We start from the raw sequence: 22,771 nt of genomic DNA, 5'->3' as shown, positions 1-22,771 counted from the left end.
GTTATAAGAACGTCGGGGTGGAATTGAGCCTAAGTTGCAAATTTGACGGTAAGTGACGGGATTCTTGCGAAGTCCTCTCATCCAATGCTCGTTGTTATTTCTGGGTAGAGCCCTTTGACCAGGTCGGAGAGCTCCGCGAAGTCCTTCTTGTCCACGTCCACGTCTATGCGGGCAAGCTCGACCGTCTCTCCCGACCTCTTCTTGATGACGATGTGCCCCCTGGCGAACCTTCCATGGTCCTTCAGGTCTATGGAAGAAATCTGGTTCCGCGGAAACTCGGTCTTCACGAAGGGGAGCACGTCGGCGATCTTCCCCCCTCGCTCTACTACCAGGCGAAGCGCCCCTACGGTATTGAGCAGGAACTTCCACCTGTCCCTCATCACCTCGAACTGGATGACCCGCTTGTCCGTGAAGCAGATGTCCTTGTAGTAGCCCCCGAAAAGCACCGTCCCCAGGACCTTCTCCTCGGAGGTGCCCATCGGCTGACTCGTCGTGAGTTCCAGCTTCTCCCCACAGCTAGGACAGTATTGGGCGCCTTCAGATGTTTGCTTGCCGCAGTTCGGGCAGAAGCTCACAGGTTTTCTTCGGCCTCTCGGTCTTTATTCTTTCCTCGTATGGTTCGTGTCGCGGGGTCTAGCTGCGCTTTCTTCGCAGTAGGAATTTTGCAACTGCCAAGGCCCCCAGGGTCAAAGCTGCAGCCGGAATCGCCCAGGCGGGCAGGGACGCCGGGACACCCAGGACGAGGAAATCACGGTAGACGAGCTCACCGTCTGTGTCGCTCCCCTCGGCAAGACGCCGCCGACGCTGATTAATAGCCAGCGAGAAGTCCGACTGTGATGGAAAGGAAGTCTCCTGCATGGGTCAGGGCAGTCCATATTGTCCTGGGGATTCTTTCGATAGGGCTCACTCTGGTCGTCGTCCTGAACCCTGACTTCGGGGCCGGGACAATAGTATTGCTCATGGGTTTTGCCGTCCTTCTCAACTCTCTAAGAATTGCGTCGGCCGGTGGCGTGCCTCATCTTCCTCGTCTGCTGAGAGGTCTGAGCCTGGGTCTCGGACTCCTGACAGCGGGGATCGTGGTCTTCGTCATCCTCTCGCCCGGAATCGGCCTTTCGACCCTGGCCCTCCTGCTCGCGGCGGGGCTGGCAATCCAGGGCTTGGACAGGGTCGCGCACATGGTCCACCGGGGACATCCCAGGTGGCTGAGGGTATCAGCCCTAACAGTCGGGGTGGTGACGATTGTGCTGGCCGGAACAATAGCGGCGTTCCCCAACATCACCCTGTTCACCCTGGTCGCCTTTCTGACCCTTACCCTCCTGGTCAACGGGATCGAAAGCATCGTCGTCGGCATCGCCCCGAGCTCAGCGAAGCAACTGACTCTCGTGAAGCTGGTCCTCTTCGCACTATTCTACGGCTTCGTCAACGTGAACTGGATAGACCTGTACTACAACCAGGTCCCCGCCTACCACATCTGGCTGATTCTAACCTACATGGCGCCCTTCGGGGTGCTCCTCGTCTTCCAGGGGTTCAAGAACTGGCAGCTCGCGTTCAGTCTGGGGCTGCTGGTCTCTCTGGTGAACGACCTGGGGTACTACTTCAGCGGGGACCTGTTCTTCGGGTTCCATGTGCAGCTATTACCGTGGCTGAGCGGGCAGCTCGGCTTCGAGGGGAGCACAGTCCTCTTCGTCTTCCAGGGGGGACTGTTCATAATCCCCGTGACTTCGTACCTGATGGCCGCGTCGATCTACGGAAGGATCGCGGTGGTGGCTGGAGTGCTCTACCACTGGTGGAGGCGCCCGACTAGCCTTCCTAAGTAGGACCGGGCGGTTCTTCTTGTTTGTAGCTGAGGACGCGCCTAGTAGCCCCTTCGGAATTCTTTCACTTCGCCAGTGGTCGAATCGAGTATCAATAATGCGGTCTCTGAGAACGTTGCCTTGGGCTTCTTGAACTCCACGTCGACCTTCCAGAACCCCTGAAGCTCCTCCAGCTTGGCAGATTTGATCTCGAACTCGTCGGCATCCACCGCGGTCTTCAGGAGTTCCGCCACCCTGGCCTTGACCTTCTCGAAGCTCAGGACGGGCAAGAAAGCCTCATCGAGTTCGTTTGTTGGCTTCAGGTGATATAAGGTTGAGTCTAGGCGGCTTCCCTTTCAGCCGGAAACATGTCGTAGTATGATGAGGACTCCGGCCATGTGCGAGGCCCTAGAGGGTCAGGCGCCTCGAACCCCTCCGAGGCAGCATCGGGTTCCACAGGTCTCCCTTCGAGGCCTGCTAGGATCGCCCTCAACCAAGGAAGGGGAATCTGATGGCCGTTGAACTTGCCCCCCTGCTCTATGGCTGCTTGGACCACGTTCCTCTGGTATTCGATTCCGCTCGAGTGAGCTGAGATGAAACCGCTGGGGACCCTCGTCGGGGAAACCAGGAATGTATCTTCGCCGGTGAACTCGAAGTCCGCCTCGACTTCGGGCTCCAGCTCTCAGTCCGCGTCCCAGGGGTCTCCTCCACTGGGATTCCTGACCATCCGCCTGATCCCTTCGATCATCGGCAATGCCATGGTCGGGAGGGATTTGATACACCACTTTTGGTGAACTCGTCGCCAGGCGTTCACATCGGTTGAACAGGGTTCGGGTGTGACTGGCAGCGCTGGACGCTCGTGCTCCCTTTGATAGACTTCTCCGCCGTGGGATGAAAGGCCCGAGCCCACTGACCTACTGATGCATCCCGTCGTGGAACCACTTCACGAGCGAGACCTCGTTGGTGTTTCCCCGCTCTTCAACGTGGACGATGCCCCGCTCCGAAAGAGCAGCTACAACCCTGTGAGTCTTCAGCCTTGACAGACCGGCTTCTTTCGTGATGAACTTCTGCAAGTAAGTGCCCCCGTGTGCGTCGAGCACTCCCACCACCTTCCTCTCCTCGGGCTTGAGGGTCCTCAGGACCACAGCGATCGTCTCCCTGCCGTTCCCCGACGCGTAGTTCTTCATCTCTGGGACCACGAGGAAGTAGATGACCCCCACCATGCTGGCGAGGACGATGCTCAGAAAGAGCAGGGATGAGAGGGGAATCAGAATTGTCAGGTTGGGAGAGAAGCCTCCCTGCAGGATTTGCGCGAGCACGCCAAGCGGGGACTGGGTGGGAGAGAGAAAGAGGGCGAGGATGTAGATGGAGACCGCAAGCCCGGCGGTGGCGGCCAGGAGCATGATCAGGAGTACCTTGAGCTTGTCCATCTGTTCTGCTCCCGCCTACTCCTGAGTTATCCCCTTTGCCGTACACGAGCCCACCGAGCTATGCGGTTCTCCCACGGCCGACCACTATTGCGCCGGCGCCTTCCATCTCAGCGTCAGTATGCTGCCGACCATTCCCAGGACCGCCCCGACAATGAAACCGCCGAGGCCGATGAAGCTCAGGATAGAGAAGACGAGGATGACCACGCCCCAGGTCCTCCGTTGGCCGACTTTGGCCAGGAGCATCACCGCGGAGACCAGGACTATGGCTCCGGATATGATTCCGAAGACCCCCATGATTCCGACGATGCCCGACACTAGGGCCGGGATGCTGGAGGCATTCATGCCTGGCGGCACGGTAAGGTTGGGGAAGTTCATGCTCGGGAGGATGAAGGCGGAGGCGAGCACGAGGAGCACCCCGCTCAGCGTTATCACGATGCCGCCCAGGAGGGCGAGTATCGAGCCTGTCTTGGGATAGGCAGATGTCGTCTGTTGCGTCGTTATTTTCTCCATGGGCAGGGTATGGTACCGGTGGTGGTATGGTAGTTTTCTGATACGTTCCTGATACCGACCCCCACTTGGGTGATACGATCTTGATACAGCGGCCTTGAAGCCTAGAACGGACCGTCGTGACGGTCCAATGGCTACTTCTTCCGCCCGGTCAGAGAGATTACCGGGATAATCCTCTTGGTCCCCCGCTGATATTCGGCAAACTGCGGGTAGAGGGCGGCCTGGCGTCCGTAGAGGGTGTCGCGCTCACGGCCTTTGACTTCCTCTGCATGGACATCGACGGTGTCGTCCCCGACCTCAATCTGGACGTCTGGTTGGGCCATGAGATTGAGGAACACCAGTCCGGGTGTGTGTCCGCGTCCCCTTTTGATGCGAAGACCAGATGACGCTCACCGTCTCTAAGGTACATGACCGGGTTGACGCGGTGCTTGCCGGTACGCCTGCCGAAGGTGTGGATTAACAGCAACGGCGCCCCTTGAAAGTAACCGCCGACCTTTCCGTGGTTCTTTCGGAATTCTTCGATAGTCTTGGCGTTGTAGTCTCCGAATCCGCTCATGAATAGGTTTCCTAGGCGGAACAAGATTAAATAACTTACAGACCCGTTTCAGACGGAAATTGCCGAAGGGAGACATCTTCTCGGAAGTGGAGAAGCAGGCGGACAGCGCAACGGTCTCGAAGGCCTCCTGGAGGGGGGTACTGAGCCTCGACATCCCCACCTTGGGCCTGGGCGCGGTCGAGTATCACCTCAGAGCTGCGAAGGCCCACGGAGACCTGCAGCCGGTGAAGGTGATCAAAATGGACAAGAAGACGGGGAAGGAGGTGGTATCCCGCGAGGTCCCAAGGATCTACCGCTACAAAGAAGGCCCGAGCGGAGAGAGGCTCGACCTGCAGGAAGTTTCTATGGATGAGGCGAAGAAGTTCGTGAAATACAAGGGTGAGTTCCCCGTGACCGTCAGGACCGAGAAGAGATACTTCCTGAAGTACGAGCTCGAGTTCACCGGCAAGTGGATAGAGGTCCCGCTGAGCCAGACGATGGACAAGCAGGACGCCGAGGAGGTCGAGCCCTTCGACAGGACGACGAGGATTCAGGTGGAGAAGGACGGGTTCGTCCCCCTTGAAAGGGTCGCCGAATACAAGTTCAAGGAAGTCTACCAGCTCGCCCCGGACGCGGACAAGAAGGTGGGGGAGACGAACACCAGGGTGACGCAGCTGGCGCGGTACTTGACTGAGAAGTCCATGGGGCTGGTCGCGTTCTTCTCGTGGGGGAGGGGGTACAACTTCTACACGAGCGTCATCTATCCGTATGAGAGGAAGGACGGCCGCCTCTGGCTCCTCATGGGGCTGAGCGAAGGAATACTGAAGCTCGACGACGCCTGGGCGCTGGCGGAGGAGAAGGGTTCGGCCAGACTCCCGGCGGTCCCGGTCGCCAGGAAGAAGCCGAAGGCCGTCATCTCGAAGTAGCGTTGAGCGACGAGCTCCCGACATATGTGCAGGAGAACTACTCCAAGGCGGTGAAGACCGACCTCGGAGCCTGGCTCGCGACCAACCCTCTCCCGGCCATCTGTGAACCGAAGTTTGACGGAATCCGGGTCTTCCTCTTCAAGAGCGGAGAGAAACTTGTGCTGTCGAGCAAGCACGGAGGGATCTACACGCCGAAGGGAACCCCCCAGGTCTTTTCACGTATCCCGGAGTTCCTACACGCTCCCAACAAGATGATCCTCGACGGCGAGTACGTGGCGCGGGAGAGCAAGGGCCTCTTCCTCTTCGACGTCCTGCAGGTGGACAACCGCGACCTGAGGCCGAAGCCCCTGACCGACCGGAAGAAGGTGCTGAGGGAGATTCTCAAGGGGACGGGCCTGGAGGTCCCCTACAAGGTCGCTAGGACTTCGGGGAAGATCTTGGAGCTGCGGGACGAGACGGTCAAGCAGGGAAGAGAAGGGATTGTCGTGAAGAACCCGGAGTCGAGCTACGGCCAGAGGAGCTCATGGCTCAAGTTGAAGAGGTTCGACACCGTCGATTGCTTCGTGACAGGGTATCAGGCTACTCAGGAGCTGAAGAGCACCGGCATTCCAAGGTCCTGGGCGGTGGGGGTGTACGATGATGGAGGCCAGGTGGTTGACATCGGAAACGTGGGGTCGACCGTGGAGAAGGTGGACCCCCGGAAGGTGAAGGTCGGGTCGGTCGTGGAGGTGAGGTTCCAGGAGGTCACCCGGGACCGAAAATTGCGCGCCCCCTTCATCCTTCGGATACGCCACGACAAGACGCCGGACGAGTGCCTGCTATCTCAGCTCTCCTAGGAGGCCTAGGTTTGTCGTTCAAGAAAGACCTGGAGCTAGAACAGGCGGAAAGATTAGCTCTGGACTTCCAGGCGAAGACCAAGGACCTGTACAAGAAGTGCCTGCTCGCCGGGAGCATAAGGAGGAGGGAACCCATCGTCCATGACATCGACTTCGCCGTGATTCCGAGATGGAAGAACTTCGGCATCTGGAAGGACAGGGTCACGAAAAGAGTCCTCGAGATTGGAGGGCATGTGGTCACCTTCGGAGAGGTGATTTCGAACTTCAGGTTCCGGGGAGCCCAGGTCAACCTGTTCATCTGCCTGAACGAGGGCGCGTGGGGGGTGACCCAGATGTGGGCGACGGGCCCAAAGGGTCACACCATCGGGATGACGATCAAAGCCAGGGACAGGGGGCTCGTGATAAACTCCAAAGGATTGTGGACGCGCGACGAACCTCCCAGGCTGATCCCGACGAAGACGGAGGAGGACGTTGGGAGAATCCTTGGCTGGAAGTTCAAACCCCCGGAGGCGCGTGGGAAGGGCTCTAGCCGGAGCCCCAGCCCGTTGTGAAATCCTAGGCCGCCTTCAGTTTTTCAGCTAGCCTCTCGGCCAGAACTGCGTTTTCCCCAGTGTCGTCGTGCCGCAGATAGACGTAGGCCTCAGGCGCCCCCTTGGCCGCGTCGAGGATCCTCTCAGCCCACTTTTCGATAGTCCTCCCATCGTAGGAATCCTTCCTCAGCCGGAAGTAAGCGAAACCTCCCGTGACTCGAAATACTGGTTCCAGGTCCTCGGTCTCCGCTATGCAGAATCCCGCCCCGTGCTCCTCGAGCGTTTCGAACGTTTCATCCTTGAGCCACGACTCGTGCCTGAACTCGAACACCCGTTTCTTGATGCTCGAAGTCTCTGTCAGGAACCCTCCTAGCAGACTGAGGTCCTGCTTCGAATATGGAGGCAGCTGAAACAGGACTGGGCCCCTCCTCGGACCGAGGGAGTCCAGGGCCTTCGAGAACCGCACGGCAAGCTCGGACGAACCCTTCCCTAGCTTCTGAATGTGAGTTATCATGCGGAGGGCCTTGAATGAGAACCTGAACCCGTCATTCGTCTTCTCGGACCAACTCTTCAGCATCGCCGTGGTGGGCTGGGCGTAGAATGAGCTGTTGATCTCCACGCTCCCCAGACGCCGGGAGTATTGGGACAGAAACTCGTCGCTCTTCGCGTCATCGGGATAGAATCTCCCCTTCCAGCTAGGATAGCTGAAGCCGGAGACCCCGACGTAGGCCTTGGTGGTCAGGTTTACCAGGTGTTCCCCGTCTTCACTGGAAGGAAAAGGTTTCTTTCCTCGGGGGCAGTCGGCCGCAAGTCAGAGCTAAAAGAGACCTGGAGGACTTTGGATATGTGAAGTCCCATGCGTTAGGTTGGTTGCTTGCAAATGACCAGCCTGCCGTGCGTTACCATGCTCTGAGAAACCTGCTCGATCGAGGCGATGACGACCCCGAAGTCGAAGAAGCACGCAGCATGATCCCGAAGAGGGGCTGGGCCGCTGACATTCTCAAGGAACAGAAACAGGGCGGCTGGTGGGTCTCGAATGAAAGCCTGTACAGGCCCAAGTATCTTTCAACGAACTGGATGCTGCTGATTCTGTCGGACCTCGGATTGACGAAGGAGCACCCGAGGATTGGGAAAGCCTGCGAACTCTGGATAGAGCGATTCGCCAAGAGCGACGGTGGGTTTGGGGTTGACGATGACAAGAAGAGCGAGCTCTGCCTGGTCGGGAACACCGCCAGGGCGCTTGTTATGTTCGGCTACGCCGACCACCCCAAGATCAGAAGCGCCTTCGAGTGGCTGGTGAAGAACCAGAAGGAGAACGGAGGATGGCACTGCTGGGGAAGGAACGGTGTGATAGACGCCTGGGAAGGAATGAGCGCGTTCGCGGTCTACCCGAGGCAGAAGTGGACGAGGGGGATGAAGAGGGCAGTCGAGAGAGGGGCGGAGTTCTACCTGAAGAGGAATCTGCACCGAGAGGGCAAGGTGTACGAACCCTGGTACAGGTTCCACTATCCCGTCCACTACTACTATGACATTCTCGTCGGGCTTGACATGATCACCGCACTGGGCTACTCGGACGACCCCAGGCTCAAGGAGCCGCTGGACCACCTCAGGGGAAAGATGGGGAAGGACGGGAGATGGAATCTGGATGTCGTCCACCCCGACGCTCCCTACGCCAAGGACCCGAAGTACGCGAAGAGGTTCACTCCATTTTCTCTCGAGAAAGCCGGAAGGCCGAGCAAGATGATAACATTGAGAGCGCTCACCGTCCTGAAGCGCGCGGAGAGGTGAAGTGATGTCGAGCTTCGCTCAGGGGACCTTGAAGAGGCTCTTTGGGCAGACCGAATTGTACTCGCAGGCCCTGCACTTGCCGACGCTCGTGCTGGATGTGGGCTCCCTCTCCCCGAGCCAGTAACCCCGCTTCTCCAGCACGCTAGCTACTGCCGCGCGCCTGTCATGCGAAAGGACGTGAACCTTCATCGTGCTCTTGTATCTGGTCTCAAGCTCCCCTACCTTGTCTGACTGTAGGGAATCCGACACCCTCTCGACCCAGAGCCTCCTTTCCTCTTCGGAGAGTCCTTCGGTTCTAAGTCTGACCAGGGCTAGTCCAAGGCGGGAGCAGTCGAACCCCATCAGGTCCAGCAGGAGCGCGTAGATTCGAATCTGGGCCTCCTGGTCCTGCCATAGGGAGCTCGGGTCGCCCTTGGTCGTCTTGAGCTCGACGAGCCAGAGAGGCCTTCCTTCGGACCACACTATGTGGTCGGGCATGCCGATGATCCGGAGGCCTCCGACGGTGCCCCAGACCCCCAGGACGGCGAAGCTCGGCTTCTTCCTCTCTACCAGCTCTACGAATTGCTTCTTGGTGATCGTCACCTGTGGGATGAGTTCGTCGTGGAGTTCCGTACCCGAGTCCTTCGCCTCAGTGGGAATCTCTCCGAACGCGAACTCGTTCTCCACCTTGTACTCGCAGTAGAATTGACCTGAGATGGCAGATACCGCGACGAATGCGGTGTCGTGGCGGTACTCGGGCTTCCCCGAGAGGTGGAACTCCTCTTCGCGTCTCCAGAGGTCCTCCCAGAACGTCACGGCCGGACGCTTGGACGTATCCATTTGGAGGTATCTGGCGGCTTGCCGGTAGATTAACGCTCAAATCCGACCGCCGGTGTTCTGCTCTTGTTAGGAACAGTTAGTCTTCCAGAGACTCTCTGTCGTAGGGTTTCCCCAACCCCTTTGGCAGGTCGGCGGTCCGATAAGCCTGAATCATGAGGAAAAGGGCGACGATGAAGGGAATCATCAGAATGACCTGCGTTGGGGCGTTGATCCCCAAGACCTGTGAATAGAGTGCCCCTGTTTCGACACCAGCAAAGAACAATGCTCCTAACAATACCGAAAGAGGGCGGAACCTTCCGAATAGTGCGATGAGTATCGAAATCCACCCTCTCCCACTTATGAGAGTGGTGGTGTATGTTCCAGTGAACGCCAACGGAACGTAAGACCCTGCGAGCGCTATCAACGCCCCCCCTATCGCTATCATCACGTACCTAGTCAGTACCACGCTGATTCCAAGCGAATCTGCAACTCGGGGTGATTCCCCGACCGACCTAACTATGAGCCCGTATCTCGTCTTGGACAGGAAGAACCAGATTAGAATGGTCGCGAATATGGCGAAGTAGAAAAACGCGTTCTGGTTGAAGAGAATCTGGCCTACGAATGGCAAAGATGAAAGGTATGGTATGTCCAAAGGCTTGAGAGTCGGAGCTTGCGGGGGACTGAACGACACTCCTATGAACACATCATAAAGTAGCGTGGCGAAGCCGGCGCCTAGGATGTAGAGGCCAATACCGATGACGAACTGGTCCTGTCGTAATGTGACTGAGAAGAAAGCCATTATGAGGCCAAAGAGCAAGCCTATCGAAGCCCCCGCGACCACTCCATAGACGATGCTGCCTGTGAAGTGAGCGACAAGGAATGTAGCAGAGGCGCCTGCCAGCATGACACCCTCATTGAAAATGACAAAGACTCCGGAATTACCTGCGAGCGTCATTCCCTGGGACGCGAAGATGTAGGTCACCGAGACTGTCATTACGTAGGAAATGAACGACTCGACCGAGGTCATTTCGATCTCCTTCGAACCACGTTGGCAATGAGAACCAATAACAGAATCATGGCCTCGATGACGAGCACCAGGGGTGCTGGCACGCCCATGGTTCTCTGCATGGCGTTGGACCCGACTTCGATTATCGTGATCAAGATGGTCGTGAACAACACTCCAATGGGATTGCCCATCGCTATCAGGGCAATCATCTGTGAAAGGACGCCGTAATTCAGTTGCATCCCATCAATCAGCCGGAACTGATAACCCGCCAGCTGAATCCCCCCAGCCAAGCCAGCTATTCCGCCAGCTACGAGCAAGGAAAGCGGACCTAGAAACCTGGTCGATATTCCAAAGGCAAAAGCGGCTTGCGGGTTGTCGCCTGTCGCCCTGATTTCGTATCCTTTGACCGTCTTGTATACCAGAAAATAAGCTGCGAGCGGCATTACGAGTGCCAGCGCCACCCCTAGGCTATCGCCCACCGACGTGGTTATTGCTGGAATCTGGTAGGGCGCAGGTATCGGAAGAGTGGAAGGCTGACCCGAAAGCGTGTCATGCCAAGGACCAAGAGCTACAAGAGGTACCATCTGGTAGGCGATGAAGTTCATCGCGATGGTAGAAAGAACCACGTTCACATTGAATTTGTACAGGAGGAGGGCCGGAATCACAGACCAAGCGGCTCCGAAGAGTGCGCCCGCAATGATGAGTAGAGGTATTGCGACAACGGGTGGAAGTGAGGGGAAACTGAAGGCGAAGATTGTTGCTCCCACGGCCCCGGACAGAAACTGACCTTCGTTGCCCACGTTGTACTTCTTTGTCTGCATGGGTAGCGCGAATGCGAGTGCGAGTAGGACCAGGGGAACAAACTTAGAGATGAAGACGCCGAAGGCGATAAGACTCCCAAATGATGAGACCCAGATTGTCGAGTACCCTTCGAGTGCGTTGAACCCCAACAGGGTCAGGACGATTCCCGCGACCAGCAAGGCTGCGGCAAATGCAATCGCGTAAGGGATGAGGATATCGAAGTAGGCGGCCCAGGAATTCTTGGCCAGTTTGACTATCGAACTCCACCCGGGTTCTCTCCGGCCATCATTGCGCCTATCACATACTTGTCAAACTTGGGCCCCGTGACGCTCTCCGAAACTCGACCTTTGTAGATGGCGGAGATCCTGTCGCTAACTAACATGAGTTCGTCGAGGTCTTCGGAGATCAGAAGGACTGAGGAACCGGTGGATATGTGGGTCAACAGGCGCTTGAGCACGAAGTCTGTCGATTTCAAGTCGAGCCCCCTAGTCGGGTTGTGAGCGACTAGGAGTTTTGAGGATTTAATCAATGACCGGGCGATTAGCAGCCTCTGTATGTTCCCACCTGAGAGCTTGGCAGCGGTCTCTTCGGGTCCCTCGGCCTTAACTGAATAGTCAGATATGGCACGTTGCGCTTCCGAAACCGCCTCCTTGTAGTTCACATAGGGTCCCCTGGCAAAAGGAGGTTCTCGATGATGGCCCAGGAATAGATTTTCGACTATCGACATTGTCGGCAGGAGTCCGTCTTGCATCCGATCTTCTGGAATATAGGTCACCCCCGCATCAAGCATCTTGGCTGGAGATGAGCTGGTCACGTCGACACCCTGGATGACTATCTGACCGTGTTGAACCTTCCTTATGCCGGTTATTGCTTCGGCAATTTCTCGCTGGCCATTGCCCGACACTCCTGCGAGCCCAAGTATTTCGCCGGCTGCGATTGAGAACGAGGTGTCTTGGACGGCGACCTCGCGTTGTGCCCCCAGGACCGTGATCCCTTTGACTTCGAGAATCTTCTCCGGACGTGCCGCCGACTCTGGTCTCGGCCCCGAGAATTGGAGCATTTCATTAGACCGTTCTTGACTTCCCATCATCAGCTCGATCAATTGCCGATCCGTGACCTCTTTGCCAGAGAAGCTCCCTACGATTTGCCCCTGCTTCAGCACTGTGATCCTATCGGAGACCTCAAAGACCTCCCTGATCTTGTGGGTGATGAAGACCACTCCGAGCCCCCGCTCCGCAAACTTCTTCACAGATTCGAGTACAGAGTCAGCTTCCTGAGGAGTAAGGCTGCTTGTCGGCTCATCTAAGATCAACAACTTGGGCTTGGTGCTCAGCGCCTTCAAGAGCTCCACTCTCTGCTGAGCACCCACAGGAAGCCGTTTGACCTTGGTATCCAGATCCACTCCAAGTCCATAGGCTTCCGCTGCTTTCTCTGCGAGGTTTCTCGCGTCGTTGTAGTTGAGCATCATCCCCCTTGAAGAATTGACCATGATGTTTTCTAGGGATGTGAAATTCCCTATCAGCCTGAAGTGTTGATGGACCATGAAAACTCCCAGGGATATGGCGGTCTTTGGCCCGTCCATCTTCACCGGCCGCCCAGCTATTGCGATGGTCCCCTTGTCAGGTTTGTACAATCCAAAAAGGACATTCATCAGAGTTGACTTGCCGGCGCCGTTTTCCCCGAGGAGAGCATGGATTTCCCCTGTGTTCAGCTTGATGTCCACGTCAGCCAGAGCGATGGTATTCCCAAACTGTTTTCGGATCCCATTCATCTGAACAAACGGAGGGGGCTGAGACAATGAGATGGACACTATGTATCGGCTGGTCTGTCTAGATATTCATTTCTGGTGAGGCCTTGAGACTGGTCCATGAGTCAGTCATGGTCTCCTGCCAAAGGCTGATTCGAAAGCATCACCGGCGGCACGGAAACACCCCTTGGGTGCACGGAAAAGACCAGCGCCGATCTGGCCGATGCCAGCGCTTCTGTGTGCAATCCCCACGTCCATCACGGGCATCAGACCCCGGGCGAGGACCTTACCAATGCTGATTCCTGTGGGGACGCCGCGATATGCCAGATACGGAATCTTGTAGTAACTGTGTTCCATAGTCGTTATCCGGTACATCCTCTTGGTGATCTCATTGGCCCATGAAATGGTCCCTCCTACAAATTCAGTCATTGCAGGGGCCGCAGCCAATGCGAAAGCTCCGAGACCAGTGCATTCTGCCGCAAAGGAATCGCCCAGGATGGGACAAGCGTCCTTTGCCGAGTAAGGTTCAAAGTACTTGCCACGTACGGCGGGCACCCCTGAGCGGAACCATGTGTAAGGGGGGCGTCCACTTCCCAGTCCGCTGACTCTGATTGCGAAGTCCTTTCCGTTTGCCGACATGGCAGTGACAATGGAGCTCCCTTTCACGCCGTGGCCCGCATCCAGGCTAGCCTTCGCTGCCGCCATCGATAGATTGAGGAAGAAATGTTCGTTGCCACCGATGAACTGGAGAACATCGTGAAGAGCCGTGGCTCCGTAGCCCGCTTTCGACAGAGAAATGGCCGCCTTCTGGAAGAAGATGAGTGAGGCCGACTTGTTCCTGTTGTGGCACTCATCACCGCGTCGGACCGCTTCCGCGATTATTTGCCTCAGGTTGATTCCCCCGGAGCTACGAATCGCGTTCCTTAGCGACGGAGCGAGCACATCCCTCATCCAATTCAGTCTAGCCAGGACATCTCTGTCGAAGGCACCGAAACGGAGAGTTTTCGTCTTGCCCACCCCTTCGTTGATGTTGGTGTAGGCCTTGTTACCGAACGTCCTGTTCTCTATTACAAACATCGGCATTGATGGGGTGACGATTCCCGTCATGGGGGCTATGGCTCCATGGTCATGAGCCGATGAAATCGTGACCTCGCCTCGCCTAAGCCTGTCGATGCCTATCTCGACTGTGTCTGCACTCCCCTCGTAGACCTGGGCTCCCCCTATTGCATATCGAGTAGGTTCAGGTAGTTCGTCCACTCCTATTGGCGGGCCCGCATGGAGGAAGAGATCGGATTTGATTTCAGGTATACATTGGCTAGCTGGAAGAACGTCAACGAGCCAGGGCTCGGACTCGATGATCCTCTCGGTTGACATCAGGTTTGCTTCTTTCTTCAAACGGCAGACGCTCGCTCGTTGTCCTGTTAAGTCATACCTACTTTTCTGGGTGTATCTGTTGAAGGAACGTGGACTCAAAGAGATAAATCCGATCGACTCGCTCGCCCTGCATATGGACAAGCTCTTGATTGATAGTCCTGAGGTTGCCAGTGGTGGATCCATGTATTCTCAGGCAGTCAAAGCGGGGAATGTCCTCTATGTTTCCGGCCAAGTCGCCTTCGACCAAAAGAATGCCCTCATTGGAAAAGGAGACATTGAAGCCCAGACGGTACAAGCGTTTGAGAATATGAAAGCCCTGCTAAAGGCAGCGGGCATGGGATTCGATAACGTGGTGAAGATAACTGTCTATCTGACGGACCTGGCAAACAGGCCGAGCTTCCATCGAGTGAGGGAGCGTTACTTCGATTCGGACAAGCTCCCGTCTAGCACTCTAGTTGTAGTGAAAAGCCTGGCGCATCCTGACCTTCTCGTCGAAATAGAGGCCGTCGCTGTCGAGTAAGCCTACGCGTAATAGTACGGGGTCCTAGACAGGATCTTGGCTCCACTTGAGGTGACCTGGACCATGTCCTCGACCCGGACACCCCCGAAACCGTGTTTGTAGACTGCAGGCTCGATAGCCAAGGTCATGTTCTCTTTGAATGTGGCTTTGCTGCGTTCGTCAAGTATCGGGTATTCCCACAAAGCTACGCCAATGCCATGCCCGAGATTGTAGTTGTACTCGTAAGGTGGACCCCACCCTCCTTCGCGGAGGACCTTCCGCGCGATACTGTCGACCTCGGCGCATGAAGCCCCGGGTCGTATGTTCTCGATTGCCTTCTGTTCCGCCTCGTAGACTAACTTGAAGACTTCTAGTTGGTGTTTCGAGGCACCTCCCACGAATTTGGTCCTCGAGAACTCCGAGTTGTAGCCTTCGTAGATTGCACCGAGGTCGAAAACTACTGTGTCCTGGTGCCTTATCATTCTGTCCGTTGATGTTTCCTTCATCGAAGCAGCATTCTCTTCCGACATTACGAGGGTGTGCGTGGCAGCTTCGGCTCCTGCCAGTCTCATCGCATGCTCGGCTTCTGCTGCAACGTCGAATTCTTTCGCGCCCGGGATGCATGCTTCGAACGCTTTGTCGAACCCCACCTCGGCGACGGCTGTGGCCTGTTCAATCACTTTGAGCTCTTCCGAGTTTTTCACTGACCTAGCTTCAGCCAGCAAATCATCTCCAACTACGATTTCTACACCCTTCAACTTCTCGTGCAGGAGTCTCCCGAGTTGGTAGGTCATGCCCGAATCTATTCCGACCCGTTTTCCAAGACCTAGCTTCTCGAATTCTTCTGGCCATTTGTTCATATCCACTGGGATGGCCCTTACTTCCTTCAAGTACTTGAAACGAACCTTGGCGAACTCCTCGTAGTACCAAATCGGAAAGAGCACGGGCTTCGGCTCGTCGGCGGGGAGCACAGCGACCATTGTATTGAGCATGAAGTAGGAATACATCGGGCTGTAACCCGTCAGGTACTTCACATTCGCGACGTCTCCAACAATCAGGGAGTCGATTCCCCTCCCCCTCATTCCTTCCCGAAGCTTCTTCCAATTGATCTCGTACAGCCTCTCCCAGTCAACGAATCCGAAATTCTGTTCGAAGATCTGTGGCATACAGCAGAGACCATTCAGATGTGATATCTAGTTTTCGGCGAACCAGTTAGGGAGTAGGTGAGAACCGCTATAAGTAACACGTTGCCCGCACCTCCAATTGATTCTGATTGAGGATGGTACCGTAATACCACTCGACGGAACAAGGAGATTATTGCAGCACACCTCCCTCGCCGTGAATGATAATGTGATTGTTGGGGTTGGCGAACGGTCAGATCTCATCAAGAGATTCGGCGCCCCAGAAACGATATTGAATGCGAAAGGAAGATTCGTTCTTCCTGGCCTAGTGAATACCCACACGCATCTCTTCCAGACGTTGTCGCGTGGACTTGGGATGGACCAGAATCTCGACGGTTGGTGGAGGAGCGCGATAGGGAATGTGGCTCCAAACCTAACCCTCGATGACGTCTACGACGCTGCCATGGTGGGTTGTATAGAGGCCATCAGAAGCGGGACGACAACAGTCAACGATTTCATGTATCTGGCTTCGAAAAACGAGATGAGTGACAGAGTGATCAAAGTGTTCGATGAAACAGGCATACGCGGAATTCTTAGCCGCGGAATCATGGACTCGGTCGAAGACAGAGCACCCGCCATGACGCAGAACCTGGACGAAGCGATACGCGATTTCGAAAGGTTGCATAAGAAGTACGATAACCCAAACGGCAGGCTCCGCGTGTGGATCGCGCCCTCGGCCTTCTGGTCTACATCACTCCGGGCATTCGAGGAATCGATGCATGCAGCACGCGAACTGGGAGCGATGATTACCTTCCATAGCTCTGAGAGCAAATCTGTTGTGGATTTCTGTATGAAAACATACGGTGCAAAAGACATCACGGTTCTAGCCCAGCGACACCTTTTGGGACGGGATGTCCTTGCGGTTCACTGCGTGTGGCTTGACGAGGAAGACATCCAGACACTCGCGAGAAACAACGTCAGCGTGTCTCACTGCCCATTGGCAAACATGATAATTGCGGATGGCGTTGCGCCGATAAGAGAGATGCTGAAAGCCGGCGTCACCTGCTCTCTTGGGACGGACGGGGCTGCGAGCAACAACAATCAGGACATGCTAGGCGTCATCAAGTCGGCAGCTCTTCTCCAGAAGGTCCATTATCTCGACCCACTCGCATCGAGCGCTTGGAAAGTGCTGGAGATGGCGACGATCGGAGGCGCGAAAGCTCTTGGAATGGAGGGCACCATAGGTTCTCTGAAAGAGGGATACCGAGCGGACATCATAGTGGTGGACTTCCGGAAGCCGCACACGACCCCTGTCTACGACCCTGTGGCCAACCTCGTCTACTCGGCGAGGCCGGATAACGTCGTAACAGTGCTGGTTGACGGGAAGGTGATTATGAAGGAAGGCGTGCTTCAGGGGATAGATGAAGCCTCTGCAGTCCGGCGTCTCCAGGAAGATGCTGAGAAGCTAGAAAAAGTGGGAGCGGGACCGCTGGCCTAGTCTGGCCTATGGTCCCGCACCGGGGTCAGTTGTGTTGAATGGGACTGTGGTCGCTCCGCTCTCTAGCTGGCTAACTATCGTCTGGATCCTGCTACTGAGACTTGACGCCGCATTCGTAAGCGGTAGTTTGAGGTAGTTGTCGGTTCCGAATTTCAACTTGTAGGTGCCGCTGTATGTGCCACCGTTGATCTGGCTATAGACGTAGTTGAGTGGACCGGTGAAATTGAAGACGAAAGCGGTCAGTTGATTGTGCGGTGCAGAGCTGATCTTGTCTGTGTATTTCGCAGTGACCAGAGTGTGTGTGTTGTTGATGACCTGAACGATTCCGTAGTATCCCAGATTGAGCGAGTTGATTATCACATCTGCGCCCTGTCCAACCAGGGCCTGGGTTGCGCTGGAGGCCTTTACAGGGTCGAAGAAATCACCTGTCCAGTACCTGAGCACTTTGACACTGCTGTTGGTCGCGTGGGCTGCCAGAATGATTGCATTCGCCTCTGCCAGTGAGAAGGGTAGCTTCAAGGCTCCCACGTAAGCGATTGTGCCAGTGTGGGTTGCGAGTGCTGCTGCGGCACCGACTGCGTACATTCCTGGAATGTAGTTCCTGTCGATTACCCAGACGTTTGAGCGAATCTGTGCAGGGGGAACGTCTGTTTCTAGGATGAACCTGATGTTTGGATTCTTGGATGCGGTTCCGTTGTCGGACACACCGGGCCCAACGGCTGAAGCGAATTCAGCACCGTGAACCCAGATGATGTTGAATCCCTGGGACACGTATTGAGATACTGCGGTGTCCAAGTCTGCCGGGTTGACGTTCTCTGAGTAGGCAGTCGTTATACCTGTAGACTTACCCACTGCCTGAAGGGCCTGTAGACCAAGAGCCTCGTAGTCGTTGTCGTTGACTGGTCCGGAGATAATCATTGCCATCTTGTTCTTTGTGGCCGCGGGTCCCACCCCACTGTAGTAGTAGTAATAGACGATGCCCGCAAGGGCGATTATGATGATAACTGCGATGACGGTTATTGTAGTCTTGTTACTTATCGCGCGTTTTCGCATGTGCGACACTTGACGATGAATGTGTTATTTAGGCTTAGACCCTAAAGATTAGGTGGCACAAGAAGACTCATTGTCCATTCGCCGCCATGACTGTCTCCTGTGTCTCAAGTGCTATCAACTTCTCTTCGTCGGTGGGAATTGTCAGAACTTTCACCTTAGAACCGGAGGGGCTCAAATCAGACTCCAAGCCAACAGCTGATCGATTTTTCGCCTTGTCGATTTGGACCCCAAGGTACTCCAGGCCTTCGCATATCATTGACCTGATTATTGGGGAATTGTTTCCTATCCCAGCGGTGAACACGATTACGTCCAATCCGTCGAGCACAGCGGTACAGGCCCCAACGTACTTCCTCACTCTGTAGGCGAACATCTCCATCGCCAGTTGACATCTCCTGTTCCCCTTCTCAGCTTGCTCGATTATCTCCTTCATGTCGTTGCTCACACCCGAGATTCCCAAGAGTCCGCTTTTCGTGTTCAGCATGTCGTAAATCTCGTCGAGAGTGAGGTTTGCGACCTTCGAGAGGTAGTAGATTGCGCCCGGGTCGAAGTCACCGCTCCTTGTTCCCATCATCAAACCCTCGACGGGTGTTAGGCCCATACTGGTGTCGACTGATGCGCCCCGGTCGATTGCGTCGACCGTTACTCCGTTTCCAAGATGGCAGACAACAATCTTCAGGTCGCTCAATGGCCTTCCGAGGATTTCTGCCGTTCGTTGTGAGACGTACTTGCAGGAAGTCCCGTGGAATCCGTATTTTCTGATTCTGTACTTCTCGTAGAGTTCATACGGGATAGGATAGAGATACGCTTTCTCCGGGAGCGTTTGGTGGAAAGAGGTGTCAAAGACTGCCACTTGGGGGATTCCAGGGAAGAGTTGTCTCGCAGCTTCAATCCCTGCCAGGTTCTGAGGATTGTGGAGCGGCGCTAGAGGGATGCACTCCTCTATCTTCTTGATTACGTTCGGCGTAATCAGAGTCGACTTCGTGAACTCATCTCCTCCATGCACGACCCTGTGCCCAACGGCTGAAATCTCGGACACATCTTGGATTACGCCGAATTCGTGATGTGTCAGGTACCCTATCAGGATGTCAAGACCCTCCTTGTGGGAGGGAATCGTGAACTCCTTCACGACCTTCATTCCCCGCGTCTCGTATTCCATATGCGACTTCGACTCGCCTATCCTGGTCACCATCCCCTTTGCCATCACTTCTCCACTCTGCAAGTCGAGTAGCTGGGATTTTATCGAAGAGCTTCCACAGTTAAGAACGAATATTTTCATTCACTACTCTCTCCGTTCAGGAGTGATGATAGCTTGCGTTATTTAATGCGCGGTGACAAATCCAGAAGCGAAAATGGTTTGAGGCTTACCCTCTTCCGCGGAAGGGAGGCCGTTCGGGATTTACCAGAAGACTAGAGCCCAAATCCGACATTGAACCTTTCTGAGTGACAGGAACCACGGCCCTAGCCCCTAATACCGGCCCGCGGCACATGTCAAAGGCCCTAGGTTCCTAACGCTTGTACCGACGGGACTTCTTCGCCCACCTAACAAGTCTCTGCGACGCCGAGCCCTTCCCGTGTTGCATTTCGTTCATGAAATGGGCGAGCCTGTCGGTCTTGTTATCGATTATTCTTAACTCGTGAGCAGCGTCGACGACATAGTTTGTCCTGGCCTCGTCGCTGCGCGAGTTCGTTGCCCTCGCGAGTTTCACGAGGGCCCTGAGGATTTGGTCCGTCTGCGTTTTCGAACGACCTCGGGTTCGACTTCGGGTTCGGGGTTTTGACCTTCGACCTTTCATGGGTGTAGAGGTGCAAACGGGCATATATGCGTTGGCGAGGCGGATGTCGCCTAGGCGATCTCTAGCAATCCGCGTGGCACCTTTGGATTATCCCCTCCTTGGGGGTGACTGTGGAGAGCTTGCAGGAATTGCTGGATCAGCGGGTCAGGCCGGGCCTGTACAAGGAGGTATCCGGCGCCGGCCTGTCAGGGAGGAGGTCCAGAAAGGACGCTAAATGATTGTGAGCTCGTCTCTTCTGCTCTCCTTGTCGCCACGAGGGGAGTTTTAGGGACCTAGGTAGTCAGAAAGGATATCGCTCTCTGTTAGGAGGTTATCCCCTCCTTCGTCCCGTGACACTGGCAGGGCACCTAATCGAACCATTCGGCTTGGCGGGTTAGGCGGTCGGTATCGAGTAGACATTGTAATCCCGACAGGCTGCAGGTAGGGTGAGCCAGATTGCACCGCTGTCCCAGGGCTACTCCGTGGGACTCCTCCCGGAGACCCCTCCCATTGAGACCCCCTCTCATGGCTCTGTCAAGGGACCCCCCTGGCGAGACTGCCGAGCCCCACCCCTCCTGGCATTCAGAATCGGTCTTCACTTATTAGTGAATCTGCCTGCGACATTCCATAAGGCAGTCTCCGGGGACTGCATCCTTCGCTAATAAGTGAAAATTGATGTTGCCCGGATGCGCCTCCCCCGTAGTTCCCCGAATTGTCCTAGTAGTCCACTTGCAGGCCTACCCGGCAGGCCTACCCGCAGTTCATCAGGCAGTCAGACAGGCATTCCCGCAGGCTTGGTTGGCCTGCCGACATTGGAATTCGGTCCCATCCATCAGGACAACCGGGGCGTTTCAGGCATCAACAGGAAGTCTTCGACTAGGGTTCAGCCGCCTGCCTCCTCCCGAACTGATGGATTGAAGAGAAACTGTCGCAGAGGTTATCCCCATCACTGGAGTTTGATACTTGTTATAGCGTTGGCCATCGGGTGTCTAAAGAAGCAGAAGCAGTATTTGGTAAGCATCATTGTTGAGGCTGGGGGACCAGTCCTCCGATTTGCAGAGCAATGGGTTGCGGAGGTCCTGCGGGCGGATTAGTAGGGGCAGCGATGTTCATGTCGACAAGGCTAGGCACCACACTAATTGTACATTCTACGGCAAGATCGGTGAGAAAGTCGGTTATCAGCGGCGGCCGTGCGCCTAGCGCGGGTTGACGTTGGGTCGCAGTTAGAAATTGAGCGTTCCAGAATCCTGGGCCTGTCGGCCATTGGTATTCATTCAGGTCCTTGTGTTCGATGACTATCGCAGGTATATGGGTTCGTCCGGCACGCGCCATTTCGAAGGCTCGATGAATGCCATTTGCCAGCACAAGAATATCTCCGAACTTTCGGACTTGGACCAGGTTGAGGTGTTCGAAACTCACGATGACCTTTCCCGCGTGGATTCGTCGTCGGACGTTCTGAGGTCCCATTCCATAACGTGATGAAGTGAAACGGAATCCATTCGGAGTGATGATCGCCTCGGATGGAATCAAGGGGTTAGGAGGTAAGGCGTAGTTGAGGAGACCTGCCTGGTCGCTCGAGTCCGGTGGCAGAGTCTCGGGCTCCAAGTTGCAGAATATCTGAACTGGCACAAGTCTGTCTATGGGGACCACGTGGAACTTGTATGCCAACCCACCGAAATTCTCCTGAAAGGAGTCAGTTGCTTCTACTTGGTGAACGTGGTCATTAGCCTCTTGAGGAATCGGCAGAAGATGTGGGGGTGCAGCGGGCAGTGCCTGCAATGTGCCGAATCTGGTACGCGCTGTCGCGTAGTCCGCCCAAAATTTTATTTTGACAGCATGGTCACTAATCGTGTTCAGCATGGGGACCAGGGCGAGTACTTCGTTGCGAGTAAGGAACGCGGCCAGGACTTTCTGGTTTACCGTGGTCAACGAGGGAAAATGGAATTTCTTGGCTTTCACTTAAGTCATATGTTCTATTATTTTGAACTAGCTGAGTCACGGCGAATGGGTCTGACATCCGACATCGGGTAGGTCAATTCCTCCTTGCATTCTGGACAAGTTGCTCGGAATGCTTTGTTGGCTCGTTCGAGGCCAAGAAGCCCGTCCCACAACGAAATGGGTCTAGTTCCCCCTGTCTCTGCCATTTTGGTGAGGTCGATGTTAGTGAAGCAACTCCGGCATACCACGCCGTTATGCGTTGAGAGGTACTCCGCGATCAGTTCTGTCGTCGCCGGGATTTGAACCCGGGTTACAAGAGGGTTGGGTCAATTTTGCCGTGCCTAGGGTTCATTGCGCCTCCGCCGGGACAAAACTCATCCTGCGTTGAGAGGTAGTTAGTCCGCCAGCTGAACAAGTCGCCCTTGCGGGCTTCTTGCGTACACTGGGACTACTTCAAACCCATCTTCTATGGGATCTCTCCTCCATCCGCTCCTCCCTTTTGAGGGGGAGGTTAGGACGGACGGCTCACTCTTCTCGGGAGTGGCTTCCCGCTTAGATGCTTTCAGCGGTTATCCACGATTGCTTAGCTGCCCGGCGACGCCCTCTCGGACGACCGGTACGCCAGAGGCAACGCCCCGCTGTTCCTCTCGTACTGGGCAGGGCTTCCCCTCAGTGAACCACCGCTTCCATCAGGTAGAGGCCGACCTGTCTCACGACGGTCTAAACCCAGCTCACGTTCCCCTTTGATGGGCGAGCAGCCCCACCCTTGGCCCCTGCTGCAGGACCAGGATGGGAAGAGCCGACATCGCAACTTTACCC

General features: G+C 55.7%; 21 protein-coding genes, 1 rRNA gene and 1 pseudogene. 8 read left to right on the top strand and 15 right to left on the bottom strand.

All coding sequences use genetic code 11. The features are described from left to right. Positions 1–77: 77 nt before the first annotated feature. Positions 78–479, bottom strand: a complete 402-nt coding sequence (locus OK438_08395; GenBank protein MDA4125444.1) for a hypothetical protein — start codon at positions 477–479, stop codon at positions 78–80. Positions 480–836: 357 nt separating this feature from the next. On the opposite strand from OK438_08395, the gene OK438_08390 reads away from it, so the two are divergent. Continuing rightward, entirely contained in the window at positions 837–1,817 is a 981-nt protein-coding gene (locus OK438_08390) for a hypothetical protein (protein ID MDA4125443.1), read from the top strand. Positions 1,818–1,855: 38 nt separating this feature from the next. On the opposite strand, the gene OK438_08385 is transcribed toward OK438_08390, so the two are convergent. From OK438_08385 to OK438_08370, 4 genes and pseudogenes are all read right to left on the bottom strand, one after another. Then, the gene (locus OK438_08385; GenBank protein MDA4125442.1) at positions 1,856–2,083 is read right to left on the bottom strand and encodes a hypothetical protein; all 228 of its coding nucleotides are present in this window, start codon (positions 2,081–2,083) and stop codon (positions 1,856–1,858) included. Positions 2,084–2,707: 624 nt separating this feature from the next. Further along, on the bottom strand, positions 2,708–3,223 hold the full coding sequence (locus tag OK438_08380; protein ID MDA4125441.1) for a hypothetical protein: 516 nt from the start codon (positions 3,221–3,223) through the stop codon (positions 2,708–2,710). Positions 3,224–3,307: 84 nt separating this feature from the next. Then, complete coding sequence (locus OK438_08375) at positions 3,308–3,733, bottom strand: DUF6114 domain-containing protein (protein MDA4125440.1); 426 nt, start codon at positions 3,731–3,733, stop codon at positions 3,308–3,310. A 131-nt stretch (positions 3,734–3,864) separates the two neighbouring features. Further along, positions 3,865–4,286 (bottom strand): annotated as a pseudogene (locus tag OK438_08370) (nitroreductase family deazaflavin-dependent oxidoreductase). 59 nt (positions 4,287–4,345) lie between these two features. Here OK438_08370 and OK438_08365 point away from each other — a divergent pair. From OK438_08365 to OK438_08355, 3 genes are read left to right on the top strand one after another with little or no spacing between them, the layout of a single operon-like run. Next, positions 4,346–5,191 (top strand): hypothetical protein, encoded by an 846-nt coding sequence (locus OK438_08365; protein ID MDA4125439.1) that lies wholly within the window; start codon positions 4,346–4,348, stop codon positions 5,189–5,191. Positions 5,192–5,193: 2 nt separating this feature from the next. Further along, positions 5,194–6,027, top strand: a complete 834-nt coding sequence (locus OK438_08360) for a hypothetical protein (GenBank protein MDA4125438.1) — start codon at positions 5,194–5,196, stop codon at positions 6,025–6,027. A gap of 11 nt (positions 6,028–6,038) precedes the next feature. Then, positions 6,039–6,578 carry a hypothetical protein gene (locus OK438_08355; protein MDA4125437.1) on the top strand — a complete coding sequence of 180 codons (540 nt, stop codon included), beginning with the start codon at positions 6,039–6,041 and terminating at the stop codon, positions 6,576–6,578. Between the two features lie 4 nt (positions 6,579–6,582). On the opposite strand, the gene OK438_08350 is transcribed toward OK438_08355, so the two are convergent. After that, positions 6,583–7,176, bottom strand: a complete 594-nt coding sequence (locus OK438_08350; GenBank protein MDA4125436.1) for a DUF72 domain-containing protein — start codon at positions 7,174–7,176, stop codon at positions 6,583–6,585. Between the two features lie 21 nt (positions 7,177–7,197). Between OK438_08350 and OK438_08345 the strand changes: the two genes are divergently transcribed. Together OK438_08345 and OK438_08340 are read left to right on the top strand one after the other, a co-directional pair. Beyond that, entirely contained in the window at positions 7,198–7,407 is a 210-nt protein-coding gene (locus OK438_08345) for a hypothetical protein (protein MDA4125435.1), read from the top strand. Between the two features lie 116 nt (positions 7,408–7,523). Further along, on the top strand, positions 7,524–8,345 hold the full coding sequence (locus tag OK438_08340) for a hypothetical protein (protein ID MDA4125434.1): 822 nt from the start codon (positions 7,524–7,526) through the stop codon (positions 8,343–8,345). Between the two features lie 18 nt (positions 8,346–8,363). On the opposite strand, the gene OK438_08335 is transcribed toward OK438_08340, so the two are convergent. The 5 genes from OK438_08335 to OK438_08315 form a co-directional block, all read right to left on the bottom strand. Further along, the gene (locus tag OK438_08335) at positions 8,364–9,164 is read right to left on the bottom strand and encodes a PD-(D/E)XK nuclease family protein (protein ID MDA4125433.1); all 801 of its coding nucleotides are present in this window, start codon (positions 9,162–9,164) and stop codon (positions 8,364–8,366) included. A 76-nt stretch (positions 9,165–9,240) separates the two neighbouring features. After that, on the bottom strand, positions 9,241–10,170 hold the full coding sequence (locus OK438_08330) for an ABC transporter permease (protein ID MDA4125432.1): 930 nt from the start codon (positions 10,168–10,170) through the stop codon (positions 9,241–9,243). Further along, complete coding sequence (locus OK438_08325) at positions 10,167–11,129, bottom strand: ABC transporter permease (GenBank protein MDA4125431.1); 963 nt, start codon at positions 11,127–11,129, stop codon at positions 10,167–10,169. The genes OK438_08330 and OK438_08325 overlap by 4 nt, the downstream gene beginning before the upstream one ends. Positions 11,130–11,203: 74 nt before the next feature. Then, the gene (locus tag OK438_08320) at positions 11,204–12,721 is read right to left on the bottom strand and encodes an ABC transporter ATP-binding protein (protein ID MDA4125430.1); all 1,518 of its coding nucleotides are present in this window, start codon (positions 12,719–12,721) and stop codon (positions 11,204–11,206) included. Positions 12,722–12,826: 105 nt separating this feature from the next. After that, positions 12,827–14,092 carry a DUF1116 domain-containing protein gene (locus OK438_08315; GenBank protein MDA4125429.1) on the bottom strand — a complete coding sequence of 422 codons (1,266 nt, stop codon included), beginning with the start codon at positions 14,090–14,092 and terminating at the stop codon, positions 12,827–12,829. Positions 14,093–14,150: 58 nt separating this feature from the next. On the opposite strand from OK438_08315, the gene OK438_08310 reads away from it, so the two are divergent. Next, complete coding sequence (locus OK438_08310; protein ID MDA4125428.1) at positions 14,151–14,591, top strand: RidA family protein; 441 nt, start codon at positions 14,151–14,153, stop codon at positions 14,589–14,591. A gap of 2 nt (positions 14,592–14,593) precedes the next feature. Here the strand turns inward: OK438_08310 and OK438_08305 are convergent, their stop codons facing one another. Next, positions 14,594–15,736 carry a Xaa-Pro peptidase family protein gene (locus tag OK438_08305; protein MDA4125427.1) on the bottom strand — a complete coding sequence of 381 codons (1,143 nt, stop codon included), beginning with the start codon at positions 15,734–15,736 and terminating at the stop codon, positions 14,594–14,596. A 97-nt stretch (positions 15,737–15,833) separates the two neighbouring features. Between OK438_08305 and OK438_08300 the strand changes: the two genes are divergently transcribed. Then, positions 15,834–17,189 (top strand): amidohydrolase, encoded by a 1,356-nt coding sequence (locus tag OK438_08300; GenBank protein MDA4125426.1) that lies wholly within the window; start codon positions 15,834–15,836, stop codon positions 17,187–17,189. A 6-nt stretch (positions 17,190–17,195) separates the two neighbouring features. On the opposite strand, the gene OK438_08295 is transcribed toward OK438_08300, so the two are convergent. The 3 genes from OK438_08295 to OK438_08285 all read right to left on the bottom strand — a co-directional run. Then, the gene (locus OK438_08295; GenBank protein MDA4125425.1) at positions 17,196–18,242 is read right to left on the bottom strand and encodes a BMP family ABC transporter substrate-binding protein; all 1,047 of its coding nucleotides are present in this window, start codon (positions 18,240–18,242) and stop codon (positions 17,196–17,198) included. A 67-nt stretch (positions 18,243–18,309) separates the two neighbouring features. Next, the gene (locus tag OK438_08290) at positions 18,310–19,518 is read right to left on the bottom strand and encodes an acetate kinase (protein MDA4125424.1); all 1,209 of its coding nucleotides are present in this window, start codon (positions 19,516–19,518) and stop codon (positions 18,310–18,312) included. Between the two features lie 2,806 nt (positions 19,519–22,324). Then, positions 22,325–22,771 (bottom strand): 23S ribosomal RNA (locus OK438_08285); the annotation flags it as partial.

The organism is Nitrososphaerota archaeon, from assembly GCA_027887005.1.
Taxonomy (GTDB): Archaea; Thermoproteota; Nitrososphaeria; order Nitrososphaerales; family Gagatemarchaeaceae; genus UBA183.
Note: the sequence above shows the minus strand (reverse complement) of the source record. Positions and strands in the feature narration are given on the sequence as shown.